Origin of the sequence: Prosthecobacter fluviatilis (assembly GCF_042655725.1) — a bacterium.
Lineage (GTDB): Bacteria > Verrucomicrobiota > Verrucomicrobiia > Verrucomicrobiales > Verrucomicrobiaceae > Prosthecobacter > Prosthecobacter fluviatilis.
Genome location: NZ_JBHSMQ010000003.1, coordinates 312882 through 336441 on the forward strand (window position 1 = coordinate 312882; position 23560 = coordinate 336441).

Annotated in this window: 11 protein-coding genes; 6 read left to right on the forward strand and 5 right to left on the reverse strand. The window is 62.3% G+C overall.

The features are described from left to right. Nucleotides 1–16: 16 nt before the first annotated feature. Together ACFQDI_RS10075 and ACFQDI_RS10080 are read right to left on the reverse strand one after the other, a co-directional pair. Nucleotides 17–343 (reverse strand): hypothetical protein, encoded by a 327-nt coding sequence (locus ACFQDI_RS10075; RefSeq protein ID WP_377166056.1) that lies wholly within the window; start codon nucleotides 341–343, stop codon nucleotides 17–19. A gap of 35 nt (nucleotides 344–378) precedes the next feature. Further along, complete coding sequence (locus ACFQDI_RS10080; protein ID WP_377166058.1) at nucleotides 379–1020, reverse strand: 3-keto-disaccharide hydrolase; 642 nt, start codon at nucleotides 1018–1020, stop codon at nucleotides 379–381. Nucleotides 1021–1227: 207 nt separating this feature from the next. On the opposite strand from ACFQDI_RS10080, the gene ACFQDI_RS10085 reads away from it, so the two are divergent. The 3 genes from ACFQDI_RS10085 (at nucleotide 1228) to ACFQDI_RS10095 (ending at nucleotide 3848) form a co-directional block, all read left to right on the forward strand. Beyond that, nucleotides 1228–1506: a hypothetical protein gene (locus ACFQDI_RS10085; protein WP_377166060.1), complete on the forward strand. Its 279-nt coding sequence runs from the start codon at nucleotides 1228–1230 to the stop codon at nucleotides 1504–1506. Between the two features lie 248 nt (nucleotides 1507–1754). After that, on the forward strand, nucleotides 1755–2510 hold the full coding sequence (locus ACFQDI_RS10090; protein ID WP_377166062.1) for an SDR family NAD(P)-dependent oxidoreductase: 756 nt from the start codon (nucleotides 1755–1757) through the stop codon (nucleotides 2508–2510). Between the two features lie 27 nt (nucleotides 2511–2537). Further along, the gene (locus ACFQDI_RS10095) at nucleotides 2538–3848 is read left to right on the forward strand and encodes a hypothetical protein (RefSeq protein ID WP_377166064.1); all 1311 of its coding nucleotides are present in this window, start codon (nucleotides 2538–2540) and stop codon (nucleotides 3846–3848) included. 34 nt (nucleotides 3849–3882) lie between these two features. On the opposite strand, the gene ACFQDI_RS10100 is transcribed toward ACFQDI_RS10095, so the two are convergent. After that, nucleotides 3883–4710, reverse strand: coding sequence for an ATP-grasp domain-containing protein (locus ACFQDI_RS10100; RefSeq protein ID WP_377166066.1), 828 nt, complete (start codon nucleotides 4708–4710; stop codon nucleotides 3883–3885). Next, entirely contained in the window at nucleotides 4703–5575 is an 873-nt protein-coding gene (locus ACFQDI_RS10105; protein WP_377166068.1) for an NAD(P)-dependent oxidoreductase, read from the reverse strand. Before ACFQDI_RS10105 ends, ACFQDI_RS10100 begins: the two co-directional genes overlap by 8 nt. Nucleotides 5576–5631: 56 nt before the next feature. On the opposite strand from ACFQDI_RS10105, the gene ACFQDI_RS10110 reads away from it, so the two are divergent. Genes ACFQDI_RS10110 through hflC form a run of 3 tightly spaced genes read left to right on the forward strand, consistent with a single transcriptional unit; the run spans nucleotide 5632 to nucleotide 8676 of the window. Next, nucleotides 5632–6600 carry an NAD-dependent epimerase/dehydratase family protein gene (locus tag ACFQDI_RS10110; RefSeq protein WP_377166070.1) on the forward strand — a complete coding sequence of 323 codons (969 nt, stop codon included), beginning with the start codon at nucleotides 5632–5634 and terminating at the stop codon, nucleotides 6598–6600. A gap of 37 nt (nucleotides 6601–6637) precedes the next feature. Further along, nucleotides 6638–7618, forward strand: a complete 981-nt coding sequence (gene hflK, locus ACFQDI_RS10115) for an FtsH protease activity modulator HflK (RefSeq protein ID WP_377166072.1) — start codon at nucleotides 6638–6640, stop codon at nucleotides 7616–7618. Then, a complete protein-coding gene (gene hflC / locus ACFQDI_RS10120) occupies nucleotides 7618–8676 on the forward strand; it encodes a protease modulator HflC (protein ID WP_377166074.1) in 1059 nt (352 codons plus the stop codon). The genes hflK and hflC overlap by 1 nt, the downstream gene beginning before the upstream one ends. A 296-nt stretch (nucleotides 8677–8972) precedes the next feature. Here the strand turns inward: hflC and ACFQDI_RS10125 are convergent, their stop codons facing one another. Further along, nucleotides 8973–23261 (reverse strand): beta strand repeat-containing protein, encoded by a 14289-nt coding sequence (locus ACFQDI_RS10125; protein ID WP_377166076.1) that lies wholly within the window; start codon nucleotides 23259–23261, stop codon nucleotides 8973–8975. Between the last annotated feature and the right edge of the window lie 299 nt (nucleotides 23262–23560).

The window sequence follows — 23560 nt, forward strand, 5'->3', positions numbered from 1 at the left end:
CAGCCAGATTTCGGGATTATCGATCGAGTGTCTCGACCATTTCCCGGGTGGCCTTGGTCGCCCAATCGTCGATGGCGTCATAGTTCCTCGCAGCCATGAAGTCGAAGAGCTGATCCAGCCTGCGAAGCTTTTGTGGGGATACTACCTGTGCAAGCTCATCATATGAGACCTCTGAGGTGGTCGTATCCAAATGCCACCAAAGTCGCATGAGATAGCGACATTCTTCCTGATCGCGGACGTCTGCGAATCTCGAATGCAGGGCCGCTCTTACATGGTCCAGCTGATCCTCATTTCGAAACCAGTCGGGGCGGCTGGGAGACCACTCGGAAAGCAGTGCTGTCATGGCTTTGACCGAGTGGTCGGGAAGTGCGCTAGGTTTTACTCCAGCACCTTGATTTTCATGTTGCGGTAGTAGACGGGGGCCTGGGCTTTGCCGTGGAGGCCCTGGAGGCCGATGGGGCCGGAGCGGGCGAAGTCTTTGAGGGCTTTTTTGAATTTGTTGGGGGTGCCGTCGGGGTTTTTGCCGACTTCGGGCCAGTTGTCGAGGTTGGCATTGATGACTTCGACGCCGTTGAAGAGGACGGTGACGAGGGGGCCTTTGCAGGTGATGGTGTAGTGATTCCACTCGCCGACGGGCTTGGCCGCGCTCTGGCTGGGGGGCATGGCATCGTAGATGGCGGCGACCATGCCGTATTTGCTGCCGTCTGCGGAGTCGTGGACCTGGATCTCGAGGGCGGAGAGGACGTCTTTGATATTTCCTGAGCGGAGGAAGATGCCGCTGTTGGATTCTTTTTCGACCTTGAACTCGAGGTCGAGGATGAAGTCGCCGTAGGAGGCCTTGGTCCAGAGGGTGTCGTGGGTGGTGGCGACGAGTTCACCGCCTTTGATGACCCAGCCTGCGGGATCGACTGCGTTGGAGAAGTCGGAGGGGAAGAGGTCCTGCCAGCCGGTGGTGTCGGGGTGGTCGGCGGCCAAGGTGACGGAAGCGGCGGCGAGGAGGGCGAGAAGCGTGCGTTTCATGGGGTGAGGGGTAACGTGGAATGAGAGGGGGAGATTCAAGAAATTTGGGCCAACCCGGAGGGGCCTGAGCCTTCGCTGAAGAGGGAACGGTGATTTTTTAGGGGACGAAGGGGCCGAGGAAGCGAGGAGGTGGATTTATAGGATTGCTTTTTTCGCCGGGTTGGCCAATTCTCAACAATAATTGCCAGTCTCAATCCTATCAGCTCCATGAAATCCGCTCACTCCTTGGTTCTCGTTTCGGTTCTTGCCGCTTTGTCCCTCACCTCCTGTGGTCATGACTGGAGCTGGAGCGGTGGTGGCTACAAGCCTGTGAAGCTCGGCGGCACCTATTACGGCAGCAACTTCAACGGAGCTCCGAGCTTTGGCGGTCATGGCGGTGGCTATGGCAACGGCTACAGCGTGTGGCCGCAGCCCACGATCAACTACGGCGAGAACTTCACGTATGAAGATGTCCCGACGCTGGTGGGCAACAGCTGGGAACACTAAGAGTGACCTGCCTGTGATGCAGGCGCGTCTGACACCCAATCTTTAAGAGAGGCCTCCTGCAGAACGCAGGAGGCTTTTTTGTGGGGTGCTGGGTGGGCGATATCGTTTCCCCCAACTGATTTCCGGCAGCGCTTGTGTCGAGACGCTGGGCGGAGGCTGGAGGACCAGCCTCCCTGCCTCGAGCTGGGCACGTGTGTGAACGTGAGGTGGGCTTTGCATAAGCGAAGCGGGCGCTTCATAATTGAGGGATGAATTTGAATCTTGCGGGACAGTCGGTGGCGGTGTTTGGAGCGGCGCGTGGCATTGGCCGGGCGATTGCGGATGGTTTTGTGGCGGAGGGGTGCGTGGTGCGTGGATTTGACCGGGAGAAGACGGCGGAGTTTGTGACGGTGGGGGATGTGACGGATTATGAAGGGGTGAAGAGGTTTGCGGGTGAGTTTGAGGCGGTGGATCACGTTGTTTTTTGCGTGGGCATTGGCTCGGGGAAGTTTGGGTTTCCGTTTTGGAATCTGGAGCCTGGGGACTGGGCGCGGGTGCTGGAGGTGAACCTCATTGGCGCGGTGAATGTGGCGCATGCATTTGCGCCGAGGCTGATCGAGAGCGGCGGGGGATCGATGCTGTTTCTCGTTTCCGTGGCGGGACAGATGGGGTCGCAGACGGATCCGCCGTACAGCGCGTCGAAGGCGGGGCTGATCAATTTTACGCAGTGCGCGGCGAAGGATCTGGGGCCGCATAATGTGCGGGTGAATGCGCTGGCGCCGGGGATGGTGAAGACGGAGCTGAATCAGAGCATCTGGGCGGCGGGGCAGAAGAAGCTGCCGGAGAGCCAGCGGCAGAGCTTTGACGCGTGGGCGGCGGAGAAGATCCAGAAGGTGTCCCACCTGGGCCGCTGGCAGATGCCGGACGAGTATGCGGCGATGGCGACGTTTCTGGCGTCAGATCATGCGAAGAACATCACCGGGCAGACCATCAATATTGATGGGGGGCAGGTGATGCATGCGTGAGGCTTTCAAACTTCTGCTTTCCCCACCATGAGTGACCAAGCCGCCCAGCCTATACGGTCTTCCAATTTTAAACTTCTATGGCTGCCGTTCGTGGTTGCCTTTGCAGGTTTATGCGTTGCATTCTACCCCTACCCCATAAGCCGGTCCTTCCGATGGGTTGGCGAAGCATTTGGATTCATTTATTTGGGGGGACTGCTCTGGTTTTTCGGCCTTTCCATCGTCAGCTTTTTTCAAAAGCGCACGCGCAGAGGCTTTGGCGCACTCGGGCTGCTGTTTCTGCTGGGGATTGCGTTGTTTATTGCCATTGGAGTCAGCCTTTTCTCCGGAATGTTTGGTGACTCGAAAGATGGCTTCGCGGACAATTTGAAGCTGCCGGAAGGGGTCGCTCTCTCAGAGCCTGACAACTCATCCGATTTCGAGATTGAAGAGGGAAACTCGGCCGATACTTTTCAAGCCGCGATCAGAAAGTCCATGGAACGACCCGGCAATGACAAGGCAGATGCGATTTTTCACCTGTCGTCGCTGGCGCGATTGAGAAAGGATCATCCGGTGTTGCTAGATCGCTATCTTGCAGCGCATCCGGGCTGGAGGGTTTACGAAGAACATGGCAATCGTTTTGCCACGAGGCGCTGGATGAAGGGAGACAAATGGCAGATTACACTTCACGGCTACTATTCTCGTTTTGACAGAGATACCTCGCGATTCCAGTCACGCACCACCATGGGCTTTTCAGGAGAAGCGTGGGCACGGGGTGCCCAACGCATTGCGCCCGATGTACTGACGCCTGTCGAGATTCAGCGCGGGAACGAACTCTGGCAAAGTCATGTGATCATTCCTGTGGAAGATGTGCTGGTGGAGTTGTTTGAACAAAGCGATGCGCGGGAGCGGCGGATAAGCACGGCAGCGGCGGCAGAACTCGATCGAGAATTCAAAACGCTGCTCGACGCTCCAGATTGGAGTCATGGGCGCGAGATTTTGCCTGTGGGATCTATCTTGAAAGGCGCTGCTTCCATCGAGCTGTCAGGACAAGGAGGTATCTACAATGCCCTAATTCGCTGCAATCCAGGAGCGCCAGGAAGAGTCTATCTCAAAGCATTTGAGATCACCCGAAACTACCGTCTATCCGAAGATCGGTTAAAGACGGCCACCAACGAGTGGATCGGCTGGTCGGACGACCCTTCCGAGCAGTTTTTGTCAGAGACTCACTTCACCATTTATGAAGGCGACTGGGAGCAATATTACGGCGCGCGATTCGAGGTTTGGTTTGAACCCGATGATCACAGCGGTGAACGCAAGCTGCTGGAGCGCAACTTTAAGATTGAAGGCTGGATGCGCTGATCATTGCTCGATGGGGACAGGTGATGCATTTCGCTCACACGGTTTTGCGCTTTGAAATCCAGGGATGATGTGATGCGGTGACTTCTGACCTGGGCAGGATGGCGGCGCGGATGGTTTGGAGGACTTGTGTGGGATCGCAGCCGTAGAGGCCGGCACCCCAGCATGGGTTTGACTCGATGATGGCCCAGGTGCCGTCGCTGGTTTTACCGACATCCAGAGTGCAGGCGGGTGGGAGTGGGACGGTTGGGTCTGACAAGATGCGTTCAGCGAACGTGCGGGCCTCGGTTTCTTCGTGAAGGAGGCACGGCCATTGGTCGTCTGCGGATCGGGCGAGCTCCCCTTCCCTCCAGTAAGGGCTCATGGTCATGAGCTTGCGATTCAAAACGAAGCAACGAACTTCGAGCCGGAAGTCCATGATGCCGGAACGGAGGACGGGGATGTCTTGATCTACCTGCTCTTCGGAGGGTAGGTCGCTGCCAGAAGCATAGACGCGAGGCTCGAAGATCTTGCCGTCGGCAGGTTTGACAAAGGCCGGTGAGTCCAAGAGGCGAGCGCTGCCGAGTGTCATGAACTCGATCTGACGAGAGAGGTATTTCTGAGGGACGGTGGTGAGCCAGTCGATGGAAGGTTCCAGGAGGGCGAGGTCCATTTGATCGGCGACGGCCTCTGCGAAAAGGGGCTCGCCGTAGATGATGATGCTGTTTGGACAGGAGCGCAGTTCTTCGGGAACGCGCCAGGCCTGGATGCGGTGGACAGGCCAATGATTGGCAACGCAGACGCGCCAGATGGCTACGGAGTCATCCGTGGCGCGGGGACCGAGGAGGACCGTGATTGGACGGTCATCTTTGACTAGCTCACTCATACAACCTGAAGAGGCCGGAGTGATCGAGGTCGCCGAGGTGTTTTTCGTGGACGAATTTTTCCCACTGGGCGAGAGAGTTTTTGAGGGTGGGGGAGTCGAGGCCGACGGAGTCGGCGAGCTGGGACATGAGGCGGACGTCCTTGAGCTGGAGGGTGGCGCGGCCGCCGGGGGCGAAGTCGCGGCGGACCATGCGGTCGCCGTGGAGATCGAGGATGCGGCTTTCGGCGAAGCCGCCGAGGAGGGCTTTTCTTACCAGGGCGGGATCGACGCCGGAGAGTTCGGCGAGGCGGAGGGCCTGGGCGACGGCGTCGATGGTCTGGGCGACGATGAGCTGATTGGCGAGTTTTGTCACCTGACCGCTGCCGACGGGGCCGAGGTGGGTGATGTTTTTGCCGACGGCCTGGAAGATGGGGAGGGCGCGCTGGAAATTGGCCTCACTGCCGCCGGCCATGATGGTGAGGGTGCCGGCCTCGGCGCCGACCTGGCCGCCGGAGACGGGGGAGTCGACCCAGTTCACACGCTCGGCGAATTTTTTGGTCTCGGGGACGCCGGTGGTGCCGAAGTCGATGATGAGGGCGTCTGGGTGCAGGCCTTCGATGAGGCCGCCGGGGCCGAAGACGACCTGCTCGACGACGTCGGTCATGGTGAGATTGATGCAGATGATGCCGGGGCCGACCTCGCGGGCGAGCTCGGGGAGGGAGGCGGCGCGGCGCATGCCGAGGGCGACGGCGGCCTCTGCGGGGGCGGGGCTGCGATTCCAGACGACGACGTCGGCTCCGGCTTCATGGAGGTGGCGTGCATTGGCGCGGCCCATGTTGCCGAGTCCGACGAATCCGATCTTGTGTCCTGCGAGTGGCTTGCTCATGTCGGGGCGAACTCACATCAGGCGGTGCCTGATGGCAAACCCTTCCCTACTCAACCATGAAAATCATCATCACCGGCGGCGGCGGCTTCCTTGGATCTCAGCTGGCACAGAAACTCCTGGAACGCGGCACGTGGTGCGGGCAGGCGATCACGGAGATGGTGCTGCTGGATGCGTTTTTTCGTGGAGAGCCGACGGATGCGCGGGTGAAGCACATCACAGGTGACATTGGCGACCGTGCGACGGTGCTGGCGGCGACGGGGGCGAAGTTTGACGTGATCTTTCACCTGGCCTCGATGGTGAGCGGGGAGTGCGAGGAGCGCTTTGATGATGCGATGCGAGTGAACCTGGAAGGCGGGCGCAATGTGTTTGAGGCGGCGCGTGTGGCGGAAGGGCGGCCGAGGGTGGTGTTTGCGAGCAGTGTGGCGGTGTATGGCGGGCTGGACATGTCGCAGCTGATGTCTGACCTGACGAAGCAACTGCCGCAGACGACCTACGGGATGACGAAGGCGATGTGTGAGATGATGGTGAACGACCACACGCGCAAAGGGCACTTTGACGGGCGCAGTGTGCGACTGCCGACGGTGATCGTGCGGCCGGGCAAGCCGAATGCGGCGGCTTCGAGCTGGGCGAGCGGGATGTTTCGTGAGCCGCTGAATGGTGAGCCGTGCATGCTGCCGATCCGGCGGGACCAGCCGCACCCGATGACGGGGTACCGGACGGTGATCGAGTCGTTCATCTTTTTGAGCGAGGTGCCTGAGGAGAAGCTGGGCAAGGACCGTGCGTATGTGCTGCCTGCGCACCGGGTGACGCCGAACATTGCGGAGAAGGTGATCCAGGAAGTGGCGGCGGAGAAAGGCATCAAGCTGGGACCGATCGTGGATGCGTTTGATGCGCGGATTCAGGGGATCGTGGACAACTGGCCGCAGCAGGTGGATGGGGCGCGCGCGGAGGCGATTGGCCTGCCGAAGCCGCCGGAGCTGAAGGTGATCGTGGAACAATATGTGGCGGACTTTGGAATGAAGTAGGCTTTGCCGTGACGGGGGAATGCGGTAGCCTCGTGGCATGAGCGAGGTACGACCTTTTCCCAATGCGCCGCAGATACGCATCAATCCGCGCCTGATCCTCTCGGGGCTGGTGGGGCTGTTTGTGGCTGTCGGCATTTTCTCGGGGGTGTACCAGGTGCCGGCGGAGTCGGTGGCGGTGGTGCAGCGTTTTGGGGGCTACCTGAAGACGGAGAACCCGGGGCTGCATTTCAAGCTGCCGTGGGGGATCGACACGATGACGCTGGTGGAGATTTTGCGGCAGCAGAAGCTGGAGTTTGGCTTTTCCACGAGAGGCGCGACGAATCCGTACCAGTATGCGGACTACGGTGATCAGGAGGGTGAGAAGACAATGGTAACGGGTGACCTGAACACGGCGCTGGTGGAGTGGGTGGTGCAGTACCATATCAGCGATCCGGTGGCGTATGTGTTCAACTTCCGCGAGCCGCTGCCGACGCTGCGAGACCTCTCCCAGGCGGTGATGCGCGAGGTGGTGGGGGACCGCACGGTGGACGAGGTGCTGACGATCGGGCGGCAGGAGATGGAGGCGAAGTGTGCCGAACGGCTGCGCGAGCTGGTGGCGGCGCTGAACATGGGTGTGCACATCGACCAGATCCAGCTGGGGAACATCAACCCGCCTGCGGATGTGCAGGCGAGCTTCAGCGATGTGAACCGCGCGAAGCAGGAGAAGGAGTCCGCGATCAACACGGCGAGCGGGAACTACAACCAGATCATCCCGAAGGCGCGCGGCGAGGCGGAGCAGAAGATCAAGGGCGCAGAGGGCTATGCGGCGAAGCGTGTGAACGAGGCCGAGGGTGATGCGGCGCGCTTCAAGGCGGTGCTGACGGAATACCTGAAGGCACCGGAGGTGACGAAGAAGCGCCTGTACCTGGAGACGATGAGCGATGTGCTGTCCCAGGTGCCGGGCAAGGTGATCCTAGATGACAAGGCCTCGTCTTTCCTGCCGCTGATGAATCTGCGCCAAACAACCCCTGCCAAATAATGAAAGCGTCTCTGATTTTGATTGTTGTCCTAGCGCTGGGCATCGTCGCGGGCTCCGGATTTTACACGGTGAGCGAGACGGAGCAGGTGGTGATCACGCAGTTTGGCATGCCAGTGGGCGAGCCGGTGAAGAAGGCCGGGCTGCACTGGAAGACGCCCTTTATCCAAACGGTGAACCGGCTGGACAAGCGGGTGCTGGAGTGGGACGGCCCCTCGGCGAACATGACGACGAAGGACAAGGTGATCGTGGTAGTGGATGTGTTTGGGCGGTGGGAGATCAGTGATCCGCTGGTGTTTTTCCGGCAACTGACGGATGAGCGGCGGGCGCTTTCAAGGCTGGATGACATCCTGGCGAGCGAGACGCGCATCGTGATCGCGAAGCATGATTTCATCGAGGCGGTGAGGACGACGAAGGACCGCAAGGCGGTGCGTGATGTGTCGAACACGAGCAGCGGAAGCGGGACGGTGCCGTCCACGGCGGACCTGCGGATCGGGGTGCTGCCACCGATCACGCACGGGCGGGTGGAGCTGGAGGCGGAGGTGCTGAAGAATGCGATCCCGAAGATCGAAGGGTATGGGATCAAGCTGCTGGATGTGAGGTTCAAGCGGATCGACTACGACCCCTCGGTGAGCCAGTCGATTCATCAGCGGATGATTTCTGAGCGCGAGCAGATCGCAAAGCTGCACCGTGCGGAAGGCGAGGGCGAGGCGGCGAAGATCAACGGGGAGCGGGAGCGTGACCTAGCGACAATCGAGTCTGAAGCGTACCGCAAGGTGCAGGAGCTGGAAGGCGCGGCGGATGCGAAGGCGACGGAGATCTATGCGAAGGCGTACAACCAGACGCCGGAGGCGGCGCAGCTGTTTGAGTTTCTGAAGACGATGGAGACGTACAAGACGCTGATCACGGCGGACACGACGATGATTTTCACGACGGAGAGCGAGCTGTTCCGCTTTTTGAAATCGAGTGATCCGAAGGCGGTGAAAGCGGCGGCGGGGGGCACGGCGAATGAGTTTACGCCGCTGCACAAGCTGCCGACGCTGATGGAAGTAGGGCGGTGATGAGTGTGGGGATGATCTTGATCCCTCCGTTTGGAGCGACTGAGATGTTCGCGCCCTCTGGACGATGTGAAAGCGTGAGGGATCGGGACGATCCCTCTCCTCCAGAGCCCTGATGTGATCGCAAAACACCTGCGGAGCATCACGTTCATTGGCTGCACGCAGCCTGGACTCTTTTTCAACTGCATGTGGCATCATCAAGCTGACCGGCCTGCGGAAAGCGGTGGCTGCGCTCGTTCCCCGCTGCGCAACCGCAGTCCAAATGGGGCGGGCGACATGCTATCAAACCGCCACTGGAATCAGATGGATTTGCGGCGGCGGAGCAGGAGGGTGGAGAGGCCGAGGAAGAGGAGGAGGATGCGGGAGGGCTCGGGGACGACGACGATGACGCCGTAGGTGGTGAAGGCGCTGGTGTCCCAGGAGAGGCCGGAGCCGGGCGAGATGCCGATGAGGTTGAGATCCGCGAGGGTGAAGCCGCCGCTGCCGGCGAGGGAGTCGGCGGTGCCCACGGTGGACCAGTCGAGCAGCTTGAAGATGCTGCCTGCAGTGAGGGTGGCGGAGTTGCCGATGACGGTGACGGTGCCTGAGGCGGTGACGCCGAGATTGAAGGTGCCGTTGGTGAGCCTGATGCTGTCGTAGTCTCCGGACTGGTTCCAGATGGTGGTGTAAGCGGTGCCGGAAGCACCGCCGTGGGTATTCAGATAGGTGAGGGCGGTGGTGGAGAAGTCGAAGGCGGCATCGACCTGCGAACTGGAGGTGATGCTGAGCTGAATCTGGCCGCCGTTTTGCACGTCCAGGGCTGTACCGGCGGCTGTGAAAGTGAGGGTTTGATTGCTGGTGTCTGTGGCACCAACGCCGGGGGCAAGAACGGCGCCGCTGGTGATGACGGTGGCCCCGGCGATGCTGGCGGAGCCGGAGAGTGTGGCAGCGGAGCTGACCGTGACGGTGCCGGAGCCTGCGAGAGCGCCGCCGGAGCCATCTCCCACCTGCAAGGTGCCTGCGGCGACGGTGGTGGCGCCGGTGTAGGTGCTGGTCTGGGTGAGGACGAGGGTGTTGGCACCGAGTTTTTTGAGACCCACGCTGTTCGCGCCGCTGTTGGTGTCTGCAATGACGCCGTCATAGGTGAAGCTGCCGCCGGTGGCGTTGGTGGTGTCGAGGCCGATGGCGGAGCCGTTGAGGAAACCGCCGGTGCCGGTGCCGAGGGATTTGATGACATCGACGTCCGAGGCGGTGAACTCACCGGTGCCGCCGACGTTGAAGGCGGCGGTGGCTCCGCTGCTGACGGTGAAGTTGGTGGCCGTCCAGCTTGCCTGGGTGTTGTTGTAGAATGCGGTTTCCAGAAGGAACTGCAGGGTGCCGGCGCTGACGGTGGTGCTGCCGGTGTAGGAGTTTGCACCTCCCATGTAGAGGGTGCCGGAGGTGGTCTTGGTGAAGGCTCCGCCACCATTGAGCTCGGCGAGATTTTTGAGGGTGCCGGAGCTGGTGACAAACGAGACTGCCGCAGCCGAGGTGCCGATGGTGCTGCCACTCATGTCAAGGGTGCCGCCGTCGAGAGTGACGGTGGCAGACCCCGCGCCGGCGCCGGTCCCTTTGATCACTTTGCCGGCAATGGTCACGCTGCCGCCGGTGATGTTCAGGCTGCCAGTGGTGGTCAGGCCGGTGGCAATGGAGTTGCTGGCGATCCGCACCGCCGCGCCGAGGCCGGCGCTGTCTGCGATGGTGACGGTGCCGCCGCTGATATTGACGACGCCCACGAGGGCATCCGTCCCGGTGACAGCGGTGTCTCCGCGTGCGATCTCCAGACCACCGCTGCCGATGGTGGTGGTGCCGCCGCCAATATTCAGGGTGCTGGTCCAGGTGTTGCTGGCGGCCGACGCGTTTGCCGTGCCTCCGTTGTCACCCACGACAACCGCAGTGGCATCCAGTGTGCCGGTGTCAAAGATGAAGGTGTCTGAGCGGTCGGTGTTACGATTCTGTCCGCCGATGGTCAGAGTGCTAACCAGGAGGTCGGCAGTGTGTCCGGAAAGATCCACCCGGTTTCCAGTCTGAACGGCGACGCCGGTGTTGGCGGAGCCTGTTCCCATATTGAACGCCACACGGCCGGTGCCGTCCGCAGCACGCAGGACGAGCGTGCCGGTGACGCCGCCGAAGGAGATGGAGCCGATGTCACGGCCGCCAGTGCCGACGTTGACGGTGTTGACGTTAAAGGCATTGGAGCCAGACCCCAGAACGAGCTGATTGACCTGGCCGACGGAATTGTTGTTCTGCGAGCTGTCACCGACATTGAGGAGACTGGCGGTGATGGTGGTGGAACCGGCGCCGGTGGAGGGAAGGATCAGGACGGAATATTTGTCACTGACATTGTTACCATTGGTGGGGTTGACGCGAACGACACCGGTGAGCGGGTCCAGGGAGATGATCAGACTGCCCAGGCCGCTGAGGTCTGCGACGGCCCTGTTTCCGACACTGGCGACGGATGTGGCACCGCCGACGGCAAAAACGCCGTTGGTGAGGGAATTGCTGACGACGAGGGAGCCGCCGCCGCTGGCGGTGAAGAGCGTGTTGGTCGAAGCGGCGCGGGCGGTGCCGATGGTGACGTTGCCATTGACTGTCAGGACTTCGGAGGCTCCGAGCAGCAGACGGCTGATGGCGGAGGGGGAGTCCGTCTGCACGAGCATGTTCCCGCCAAAGGTGGCGCTGGCGGTGGAGAGATCCAGGGTGCCTGCGGTAGTGATGGAATTGGTGCTGCCGAAGTTGAGCGCGCCCGAGAGATTCTGGTCTGCGGTGAAGCGCAGGATGCCGTCATTGATGCTGGTGGCGCCGGAGTAGGAACTGGCAGCGCCGAGGACCCAGGTGTTTGTGTCCGACTTGACCAAGGTCAGCACGCCAAGGCCGTATTCGCTGATGCTTCCCAGGGTGTTGGCGAGCGAGGAGTCCGAAAGGCCCCTGAGGGTGAGAGTCTTGTTTCCGGCGGTTTCAAAATGAACGCCGCCAAGGACGAGGGCACCGGTGCCGGAGGCGTCCAAGGTGACAGCGCCGGTGGTGCCCTGCATGCCGATGGTGCGATCACTGATGCTGCCGCCGCCATTGTAGATGAGCGTGGTGGCGGCGGTGGAAAGGCCCATGTGGATGACGCCGTCCTTTGCGGTGGCGGCGCTGCCGAGTGAGCTGGGACCACCGCCAACGCTGGTGATGGAAGCAAAGCTGAGAGTGCCGGCCTGGACTTCCACCGAGCCGGTGAAGGTGCTGAGGCCGGTGAGGGTCAGGGTGTTGGTCTGCGTCTTGATGAGGCCACCAGCCCCGGCCAGACTGGTGTCAATGCTGATGTCACCGGTGTTGACGAAGAAGAAGCCGGAGCTGGCGGTGATCGTGCCGGAGCCGAGAATCAGGGGACTGTCCCCATAAAAGGAGACCAAGCCCGCGGAAATGCGGTAAACGACCATGTCGAGCGTGGCACCGCCGAAGATATTGAGATCCCCGCCGAGGCCGGTGGCATTGTCCGCACCGAGGGTGAGCGTGCCGCCATAGACATTGGTGGCGCCGGTGTAAGTGGCGGCCGCATTGAGCGTGAGATTTCCAGCGCCTGCTTTGGTCAGGCCACCGAGGCCCGAACCGACCGACTGAGAAAGCGAGAGGTCGTTGCCATTGGTGTCGATGATGGCACCGCCCTGAAGGAAGGTGATGGTGCGGAGGGAAATGTCGTCTGTGAACCCGGCAGCGAGGCGCAGCGTGCCGCCGGCAAAGACCAGAGCGCCCGAAGACCCCCCAATGCTGCTGAGGGAGGAGATCTGGAGGACGCCCTCATTGAGGGTGGTCCTGCGGGCGCCGCCACCTGCCGTATTGGCGCCACTGAGGATGAGGGTGCCGCGACCCGACTTGGTGATGTCTGCGACGGAAGCGAGCGGAGAGCTGATGACTGCGGTGAGGTTTTCGAGAGTGGCGTACTGATAGGTCTGGCTGCTGGTGCTCAAAGTGGAGGGGATGCTCATGACGAAACGCGTGGCATCCGTGACGCTGAGGACAACGGCACCGGGGGCGATGCCGGCACCGAAGACCGGCATGCCTGGCTGCAGCCCGGCAGTGCTGGCCACGGTGACGACCGAACTGCCCAGGGTGGTGGAACCGGTGGTCAGGCTGTTGGAGGAGCTGGGATTGATGACGCTGAAGACATACTCGTTGGTGCTGCCCACGGTGATGCCGCCGTCGAAGCCGCCGAGGGTGGTGGTGTAGGCGGTGTTTGCGGTGGCCCCCGTGACAGTGAAGAGCAGCGCGCCGCTGGTGACGCCGAGCGTCTGGCCGGAGCCGGAACCGGTGACATTGAGAGCGGCTGTGGCGGCGTTGTTCAAGACGAGCGCATTGATGGCCCTGCCACTGAGCCCGGTGAGGTCTGCGGAGAGTGATTCGCGGACATTGCTGGTGGCAGCAGAGGAGGAGAAGGTGGTGTACTCGGTGGCGAAATCGAGCGGACGGAAACCCGCGCCGCTGACGTAGGTGACGAGCGAGTTGCCCATATTGGCGGCGGTGAGGGCTCCGGTGGTGGTCTCTCCGACAGCCCAGGGCACGATGCTGATGCTGGTGCTGCCTGCGAGGCCTCCGCCCCCGACGAGGGTGCCGATGAAGGCGGTCTGGTTTGCGGCGTTGCCGATCAGGAACTGGTTGCGGCTGCCGGTGGTGAGGCCCAAGGAACGCCCACGGACGCTGACGGTGGCATTGTTTAGACGGACGAAGTCTTCAGCGGTGATGGAGGCAATGCCCGTGCCGGTGGAGTTGGTGGTTTCACCGCTGAGGTAGTTTGCGCCAGAGGCGAAATTGAGATTGCCGATGGTCTCGCTGGTCGTGGCGCCCTGGTCGGTGCGAATGGCGAGGCCGCGCACGATGGTCTGGCCGCTGAAGGTGCCATCTGCGGAGTCGAGCGTGATGCCGGTGGTGTCCAGAATGCGAGTGCCGGAGCGGGTGGTGCCGTTGTTGTCGAGCAGCAGAGCGCCGCCTTTGCCCAGACGGAAGGTGGAGGCATTGACCTGACCGATGCCGCTGAGCTGAAGGGTGCCGCCAGCCACGGTGAAGACGCCTGAGAAGCCGGTGCTGATGTTGGTCAGATTGAGATTGCCCGCGCCGAGCCTGACGATGCCACCGGAGCCGGTGAAGAAGCCCGCGTAGGTGGTGCTGGAGACTTCATTGATGGTGAGCGTGTGGGTGCCCACGGCGACGGTGCCGTTGTCGGAATTGGTGGCGCGCTGGCCGCCGGAAAGGCGGCCGATGGTCTCGTCATCGAGGAGCTGCAGGGTGGTGTCGAGATAGGCGCTGAGGGAGACGAGGGAGCTGTCGCCAATGGCGTTGCCGCCAGCCACCTGAAGAACGCCCTGGAGGATTTCGGTTTCATCGGTGTAAACGTTGTTACCGGTGAGGAGAAGGGTGCCGGTGCCGGACTTGGTCACGGCCTGATTGGTGCGGATGTCCGAGCTGATGGTGAATGTCTGGGCGCTGTCCTGGGTGATGATGAGCTCGGTGACGCCCGAGGCGAGGATGCCGCCCTGAATGCTGGGTGTGCCGCCAACGCTGGAGGTGACGAGGATGCCGCCGCTGGCGATACTGAGGACACCGGTGGAGGTGATCTGAAGATCCGAACCCGACGCGGCGTTGAAGCGGAGGCTGTTGATGGAGAGCCCTTGGACGGAGCCGCTGAAGCCGGTGGTGTCATCGGTGACGTGGTCGCCAACGGCCCAGGTGGTGACGTCGTTTTTGACGGTGGAGATGAGGGCGACGATGTTGCCGCCGATGGTGTTGGTGGCGTTGGTGGCGAACCAGACGCCGGTGCCATCGTCCACGGTGGCAAAGCCGCTGGTGCCGAGGAGCCCCTGGGTGCCATTGGTCGTGGAGGTGATGAACCCATTGGTGGCGGTCTGTGCGCCGGTGGGGAGGATGAAACGGATGGTGCCATCCCGGTTGGTGGAAGTGCGGGTGATGGCGCCGAGGTTCAGCAGGATGTCCTGCCCGGAGGCGGGACTGAGCGTGATGGTGGCGGCACCTGCGTTGTCGCTGGTGGCGCTGCCGTCGAGAGTGGTGCCGCCCACGGTCTGGCTGGTGGCCGAAGTGGCATTGCCGACGAGAACCAGATTGCCGCCGAGGATTTCGAGGGTGGAGGCGGCGCGAAGCTTGGTGGTGTTGCTGGCGGTGTAGTCGAGAACGAGGGTGCCTTCATAGAGAATGGAGCTGCCCGTGGAGGCGAGTCCGCTGTTGTTGCCTTTGAGAGTGACGGTGCCGAGGCCGAATTTTTCGAGCGCGGTCGAGCCGGTGCTGGCGAGGCTGGCGCTGACGGTGCCGTTGTAGAGGTTGATGTCGCCACCAAGGACGGTGACGGTGCCGGTGCCGTCGATCTGGCCGACCTGGCCGTCAGCACGCTGGCCGACGTCGAGACGCGGCGTGGAGATGCCGAAGGTGTTGGTATTGAGGACCGCAGCCTGAGGACCGCCGGTGTCACCGAGGATGATGAAGTCGAGGCCGCCGCTGTTGGCGATGCCGTTGACATCATTGGCATAGAGATTGATGACCGCCCCGGTGCGGGCATAGAGGCCGCTGCTGGTGCCAGCCGGATTGGAGGCGGCGAGCACGCCGGTGGTGCTCAGATTCAGGACTGTGCCGACGCCGGTGACGATGACGTCATCGGCAATGGTGGCGGTGCTGCCCTGAAGGGTCCAGATGCCGGAGTTGACATTGATGTCCGCCACTGAGGTGCCGACAGGCTGAGAGATGCCGCCGCTGATGACGCCCTCTCCGGTGCCGGTGAGATTGAGGCTGTTGTCGGTGCCTTGTGTGATGGCGCCGGCATAGGTGATGACAGCGCCCGAGGTGCCGCTGGCGTCCAGAGTCACGCTGGCGGTGGTGGAGATGAGGCGGTCTGTATACTGGCTGGTGTCTCCGATGAAGCGGAGGGTGGAGGCACCGATGAAGCTGATGGAACTCCCCTGCCCCAGGCTGCTGGGACCGCCGCCGATGGCGGAGACGGTGTTGTATTCAAGAGTGCCCTCCTTGAGGGAAATGCCGCCGCCGAAGGTGCTGAGACCTGTGAGACGGACGGTCTGGCTGGTCACATTCCAGACACCAAGCTCGTCATTGATGGCGAGGCTGTAGCCCATGCCGCCGTCTGAGATGGCGGCGGAGATGATGAGAGGCCTGACGGCGGAGCCCTGGTAGCTGATGCTGGCGTTGTTGCCGAGGACGATGGCGTTGCTGATGCTGATGATGCTGAAGTTGTCGGAGGCCTGGGTGATGCGGAGGGCATTGTTTGCATTGGCGGCGCTGCCGATGGTGATGGTGCCGGTGAGGTTCACGATCATGTCGCTGACGGGAGTGCCGGAGGCGTCTGCGCTGAGCTCGAGAATGCCGCCGGGAGCGTCCAAGGTGATGTTTTGACCGAGGTTGTAAGTGGTGCCGCCGGCGGTGACAAACTGGATCCTGCCCATGCTGGCGGTGATGTTTCCGGTGCCGAGGCCGGTGACGGTCTGAGTCTGAATGGTTCCGCGGATGAGATTGATGCCGCCGGACCAGGCGCTGTTGTCTGCCTGGAAGTAGAGAGTGCCGGTGAGCTGATTGCCGGAGGAGAGGGTGGTGATGCTGTCCACGGTGAGGCTGCCCGGGCCGCTGACGGCACCGCTGAGCACCACATTGCCCTGGGTGGCGGTGAGCAGGGCTGAATTGGAGCCGCGCATGTTGATGAAGGATGCGGCGCTGACATTCACCGTGCCGGTGTAGTAGTTGTTTCCGGCATTGCCACCTGCGGAGAGAGTGCCGCCAGCGAGGGTGAGACTGTTGGCCACACCGGTGGCGGCGCTGTTGGCGGCACCGTTGTAATAGAAAGCACCGCCGGTGCCGATGGTGATGGTGGCGAGGTTGCTGTTGATCCTGCTGCCGAGGGCGGTGGCATCGAGGATTTCCAAAGCGCCCGCGTTGATGGTGATCGCCGCAGTGGCGGTGCTGTTGAAGGCGAGATCGGCGGCGGAGGTGAGCGTGACTTTGCCAGCGCCGTTTTTGGTGACATTGGCCTCGCCGGTGAGAGAGCCGAGCGAGAGGACGGAGGCGGCGTCTGCGACGGTCCAGGTCTGGTTTGCGACCATGCGAACGGAAGCGGTGATATTCACCGAAGCAGGACCGCCTGCGGTGATTTTGATGCCATCTGTCGCGACCTGGGGGGCGATGCTGAGGCGGTAGGAGGTGTCTGCGCCGGAGCCGATGGTGACGGAGACGGGTGTGTTTGCGCTGTTTGTGGCGGCTTCGAAGGTGAGCGAGTTGATCTTGAAGCTTTGCTCAAGGGTGGTGGAGACGGCGGCGCTGGTGGGTGCGTCCCATTGGAAGATGACGTCGGTGCCCTGCCCCGGAGTGGAAAGGGCGGCAATGGTGCCGGCTTTGTCCTGAGACCAGTTGCTGACGCTGCCATTCCAGGTGGTGTCTGAGAGCCCTCGCCAGTAGGAGGTGCCGGTGATGAGGGTGCCGGTGGTGATGGAGATGAGGGTGTCCGTCTGATGGATGGTGATGGAGCTGAAGCCACCCGGGGTGAGCCCGAGGATCCAGTCGCTGGCGCCAAGGGGTCCGGTGATGAGGCCGCCGTCTGCGGAGGAGATGAGATTGTAGGTCTGCAGGGGATTGAGACCGGTGTCGCTGAGATTGAGGGTGATCTTGCTGCCAGCGAAGAGCTGAAGAGTGCCGCCTGAGAGGAGGCCGAGGAGGTCGGTGCTGGCGTTGTCTCCTGCGACAAGGCCGTCTCCCACATTCAACCGGAGGGTGGTCATGGTGCCGCCGGCGGACCCAAGGGAGAGAAGGGTGAGGTGATTGAGCTGGCTGCCAGCGCCGTCGAGGAGGTTGAGGGTGGAACCGCTGTCCACCACCACGCTGGTGACTGCTGCGGGAGCGGCGATGCCGCCGGTGATGGCGAGGGTGGATGCGTTTGTGACGCTGAGGCCTGTGGTGCCATTGAGCGATGAGCCGATGGTGAAGGATCCGCCATTTACACTGGTGGTACCGGTGTAGGTGAGGGAGACGCCGTTGGAAATGGTGGCGCTGCCGGCACCTGTCTTGGTGATGGAAAGGGCGCCGCCGCCGCTGTTTTGGATGGCGTAGGTGCCGACACCCCCGCCGTAGATGACCGCCGAGTCGGCGGCACCGAAGGTGAGGGAGGCGGAGGAGGCAGAGGTGTTGTCGATGACGGTGGTGCCGTCGGTGCTGGCGGTGAGGCCGTTGACGGTCTGGGAGGTGCCGTTGAGATCGAAGGTGGCGGTGTCGCCATTGGCGAGCTCGGGGCTGAGCACGAGGCTGCCGAAGCCTACGCCGGATGGGAGGGCATTGTCCGCCCCCATGCGGAGAGTGCCGCGGTCAACATCGACGGTGGCGTTGTTTTGACTGAAATTTGAACCGGTGCCGCCGAGCTGGAGGACGCCATCTCCGGTCTTGGTGAGCTGGATGCCGAACGCGGTGGTGGTGGTGAAGGCGCCGCTGATGATGGTGGTGCCGGAGCCGTCGACGGTCCAGACGCGGTTGGCGTTGAGGGCGTTGGCGGTAATACCGGCAAAGGTCAGCGCCTTGCCGGAGGCGACGTTGTTGTTGAGGCCGGAGTTGTTGGCGGAGTTGAGCAGCTGAAAGGCGCTGGTGGTGGTGAGGCTGTAATCCCCAGCAAAGGCGGTGGTGGTGTTGTTGATGAGACGGACGGCGTTTGCGATGGTGCGGTCTGCACCGTAGGCAAAGAGGGTGCCGTTGCTCCAGTCGAGGGTGCTGGTGCCGAGGGCGCGGTCGTCGCCGATGCCGAGGGAGCCGGCGGTGAAGGTGGTGGTGCCGGAGTAGCTGTTGGCGGAGTTGGTGAGGATCCACATGGCAGAGCTGTCCACCTGAATGCCAAGGGTGCCGCCGAAGTCTGACAACTGACTGGTGATCATGTTGCCGGAGGCGTTGACGCCACGCAGGAGGAGGACCTTGTTGCCGGCGACCATGTCGTTGGCGACGTTGGTGAGGATGAGAGCGCCAACGCCATCGGCGTGGATCTGAGCGCTGCCGGTGGTGGTGTTGAGGCGGATTTTGCGGTCCGAGGTTTCGCCCAGGCCGACATATTCGAGGATGGCAGCGCCGGTGCCGCCGTTGCCGATGGTGATGGCGTTGGAATTCAGGCTGGCGTTGACCTCGGTGCCGACACTGGTGGCGCCGGTGCCGGTGCTGGAGCCGAGAGAGTCAACGACGAGGGTTCCCTGGTTTACATTGGTCTCGCCGCTGTAGGTGTTGGCGCCGCTGAGCACGAGGATGCCGGAGCCGAGCTTGCGTATGCCGGTGCCGGCGTCGCCAGAGATGACGCCACTGATGGTGGCGAAGTCGGCGCCGATGCTGGTGTTGTCATCCACACGGATGGCACGGAGAGCGGAGGCGTAGATCTGGCCGTCGGTGTAGGAGCCAGCGATGCCGCTGGTGTTGGCGGTGTTGGCGCTGATGGTGAAGGTGGTGGCGCTGTTGATGCTGACGATGTAAGCGCCTGATGGAACATTGGTGCCAGTGATGGACTGGCCCACGACAAGGCCGGCGGTGGAGGCCACGGTGACGGTGGAACTGTTTTGCGCGAGGGTATAACTCAAGCCGGGACCGAACCCGGCACCCGAGGCGGTGCCGAGGGAGAAGCCGCTGGCGAGGAGGACGTCGGACTTGGCCACCGGGGTCTGGCCGACGGCGGCGCCAAAGATGAGGCCGTCCCGGTTGTCGAGGAAGCCCGGGGTGCTGCCCCAGACGGGGGTGGAGCCCCAGTCGATGATGAGCTGAGAGCCGCCTGCGGCGAAGCCGCCACGGAAGGCTGCGGTATTGGCGGCAGGGGCGGCGAAGCTCATCTGACCTGCAGCCGTGCCAATGGTGCGGGAAAACGTGCCGGTGGAGGCGAAGATGCCGCCGTTGAAGACGAGGTTGGAAGCCGTGGGGAGGGAGATGCCGTCCTGCGCGTAGAGAACGCCGCCGCGGAGCTCGGTGACGCCGGAATAGCCGTTGGTGGCCTCGAGATACCAGACGCCGGCATCGGCCTTGTAAAGGGAGGTGCGGGCGGCACCGTTGTCGTTGATGATGGGGAAGAAGCGGTTGTCGCCGGAAGAGGCACCGCCAAGAACGAGGCCCTGGGCATTGCCTGTGGCTGCTGAGCCGAAGGCCAGGGCGCCGGTGTTGGTGAAGCTGAGCGTTGCGTTGTTCACGCCATTGGCCTGGATGCGGGCGCCGCCGTCCGCGCCGCCGTTGAAGGTGAAGAGGTGGTCGGTGAAATCATTGGTGGTACCGGCGAAGCTGAGACCGCCGTAGGCCTGGGTGCTGCTGGTGCCGGTGAAGACGAGATTGGCGGCGTCGCTGGTGGCGGCGCCGAAGCCGCTGGCGAAGCCGCCGTCCGCGACATTGTTCACGGTGACGATCCCGGTGGAGCCGATGGTGGTGACGCCGGTGTAAGTGCTGAGGCCGCTCCATGACATGGCTCCGGTGCCGAGCTTGGTGAGGCTGATGACGCCGTTGGTCTGGTCGATGATGCCAAATGAGGCGCCTGTGCCATTGCCGCCGCCAATGGTGAGGGTGACGGCTGCGGCGCTGGTGTTGGTAATGGTGCCGTTGTTGTTGAAGTCATCGATGCCTGTGATGACGTTCACGCCGTTGAGATCGAAGACGGCGCCCTGACGGATGGAGAGAGTGGCGGTGTTGTCGCCAATGCCCAGACGACCGCCTGTGGCAAGACGGACCGTGCCCTCGTTGATCGAGTTGACCCCTTTCTGAGCGTTGAGGCCTGCGATGATGAGCGTGCCGGCACCGACTTTGGTGAAGCCGCCGGTGGAGGTGCTGGTGATGGGGGCATTGAGAGTGAGCGTGCTGGCCGCGCCGTCCACATTGATGACGAGCACGCCCGTGCCGCCAGTGGTGACGCCGGTGCCGGAGATGGCGCCAGAGCCGCCCGTGAGGATGATGCCACCGGAGGCGTTGGTGGCGCCGGCGGTGCGAATGGTGAGGAGGCCGGTCATGGTGAGAATGCGTGATCCATTGATCTTGAGGGAGTCGATGGTGACGGCTGCATTGCTGAAGCTGCCGGTGATTTCATTGCTCCTGGCCGAAGTCAAAGCGGTGGCGCTGGTGGCGAAGTCGGCGTCGCTGGTGTAATCCGGCGCACGCAAGGCGAGCCCGGCACCGGGCACGAAGGCGAAGTCCGAACCGTTGTAGAAGAGCCCGGCATTGGCGATGTTGTTGGTGATGCCGGTGGTGGCGAATGAGACGGTGCTGCTGGCGGAGGGTGTGGCGATGTTGACCGTGGCACCACCACCCACGGTGCCGAGAGAGTCAAAGACGAGAGAGGCCGTGCCACCGCTGCCGGGGGTGAGCCTGATGGTGCCCGAGCCAAGGGTGGGAGTGAGCACGCCGAGGGTCTCGACGTTGTTTGTGCCGGCCTGGCCGACGAACTCCAGGGTGCCGCCGGCATACTGATTGACCTGATTGAAGACAATGGCCGAGGAGTCGGCCAGGATGGTGGAGGCTGCGGCGTTGGCCTTGAGCTTCAAGATGCCATTGGTGATGGTGGTGGTGCCGGTGTAAAGATTGGCCCCTGCGAGAACCCAGGTGCCGGCGTCCACCTTGGTGAGATTGACGAGGCCGCCTGCGGCGTTGTTGGGGATGATGCCGTTGATGGTGTTCTGAGCGATGCTGGAGCCACCGAGGGTGAGTGTCTTGGCATTTGAGGAGGTGCCGCCGGTGGCTGTGAAGTCGGCATTGAAAACAAGGCCGGGACTGGTGCCGGTCTGACTGGCGAGGATGGTGGCGCCGCCGGTGGTGCCCGCGAGATTGATGACCTTGCTGGTGGTCAGACTGGCCTGAGCGACGTTATTGCCGACAACGCTGAGAGTCGCCGCAGTGCCGCTGCTGCCGATGTTGATGGTGCCGGTGTTGTTGTTGATGGCGCGCCAGTCGCTGACGGCCAGCGTGCCGCCGCTGATGCTGACGGTGCCGTCGAGGGTCGAGGCGGTGCCGGTGATGGTGAGGGTGCCGGAACCGGATTTGACGAGGTTGTGGGAAAAATCAGCGGAGGCACCGATGATGTTTCCATTGATGAGCGTGTTGCCGTTGCCGCTGAGAGTGATGGTCCTGTTGCCGGTGTTTTCGGTGTTGCTCCAGAAGTTTCCGGTGAAGGTGAGCAGGGCGCCGCCCTGGAGATTGTTCGCCATGGTGGTGTCTCCGTTGCCGCCGTTGACCGGAGAGGTGGTGAAGCTCATGCCGTAGCCGTTGCGGCTGTTGAAGGTCAGGGTGATGCCGTCTTCATAAGACAGATTGCCGAAGGCGACGGTCTGATCTTTGACGGAGCTGTTTGGAGTGTGGTCAGCGTAGATGGTGCTGGCGGCGCGGAAATAGACATTGGCGTTCGACCCATTGGAGACCTTGACCTCCGGGGCGTCCATGAGCACAGCGAGGATGCCGCCGTTCAAGTCGAGCACGGCGCTGGTGGTGCCTGCGGTGCGGCTGCCGAGGACATTGGGCGAGTCGATGCGGACCACACTCTGACCGCTGGCGGCGCTGCCGCTGACGCGGATGGTGCCGGAAAAGCCGGAGGAGTCCGAAGGATTGAGGAACAAGGTGCCGCCACCGCTGCCCTCGAGCGTTCCGGAGCCCGTCAACACGCCGGTGACGCTGTAAAAGCTTGCGCCTGCCTGATTGGTGCCGCCCAGGGTGCTGATGGTCGTGGCCGCCGTGCCGAGCACGTTCAGCGTGCCGGTGAAGGAGAGCGTGCCGTCTGCCGAGATGATGCGGGTGCTGAGATTGGTGGCGACATACGGTGCGCCCATGGTGACGGTGCCGGAGAGGGTGTTGTTGCCAGTGCTGATCAAGGCGCCGCTGCGATCAGCAATGGGTCCCTGCCCCTGGAGCAGCAGATCCCGGGAGATGGTGATGCCACCACCGGAGCCGTCGAGCACCAAAGAACCGCCACCGAAGCCACGCAGGTTGGTGGAGGCGATGACGGGATTGAAGCCGGTCACCACAATGGCCGAGGAGTCGCTGCCGAGGGCCCCTTGGTCGGTGATGATGATGGAGCCATTGGCGATGGTGGTGGTGCCTGTGTAGAAGCTGGAGGTGTTGATGAGGCGGATGGTGCCTCCTCCAAGCATGGTGAGGCCTGAGGATCCTAAAATCAGATTGTCGATCGTGGCGGTAACCCCCAAGGCTGCCCGCAGAGAGGGCGAGGCTCCGGCGAGAGTGAAGTAGCCGCCGGTGAGTGCGAAACCGCTGCGAAGAAAGGAGAGCTGACCTACGGTGATGCCAGGGCTGAGCGTGACGGTGCTGAGGGTGGGCAGCACGGAAAAAGGCGCGCTGAAGATGGCGATGTCCGAGCTGGTATTGGGCCAAAGGCTGAGCGACGAGCCATTCCACCAGTTTGAGGTTGTGAGATCCCATGAACCGGTGCCGCCGAGGCCGGTACCATCGACATTGTTGCCAGAAGTGCTGGCATCTGCGTCCCAGTAGAAGGTGGCCGCTCTCGCAGACCCCAACTGACAGGTGAGCAGAATGGAAACGATGAACCGCTTCCATGAGGGAACACTGAACAGCTTACGAGAGACCTTCATGAACGTGTGGAAACAGTTGGGGTGCGGAGCCATGAGGGCGGCAGAATGCATCGTCCAATGGATGAGATGGGTTGAGCTAGAATGATCAGTTTGAATGAACTGCATTCTTTGGAACAAGACCAATTTGAGCCTTAGACCGAGACTTGGCCTATCTCTTAGCTCTCAGGAATTTTATCTTTATCCATAAACTTCCCATTTCTTTATCTGACATGGCTCGCGTCAGCAGCAGGCGGCTTCTTTCAAGAAATTGAAGTCCGCTCATCGGCATGCGGAGAGTGTTTTTTTGAGCCATTTTTCAG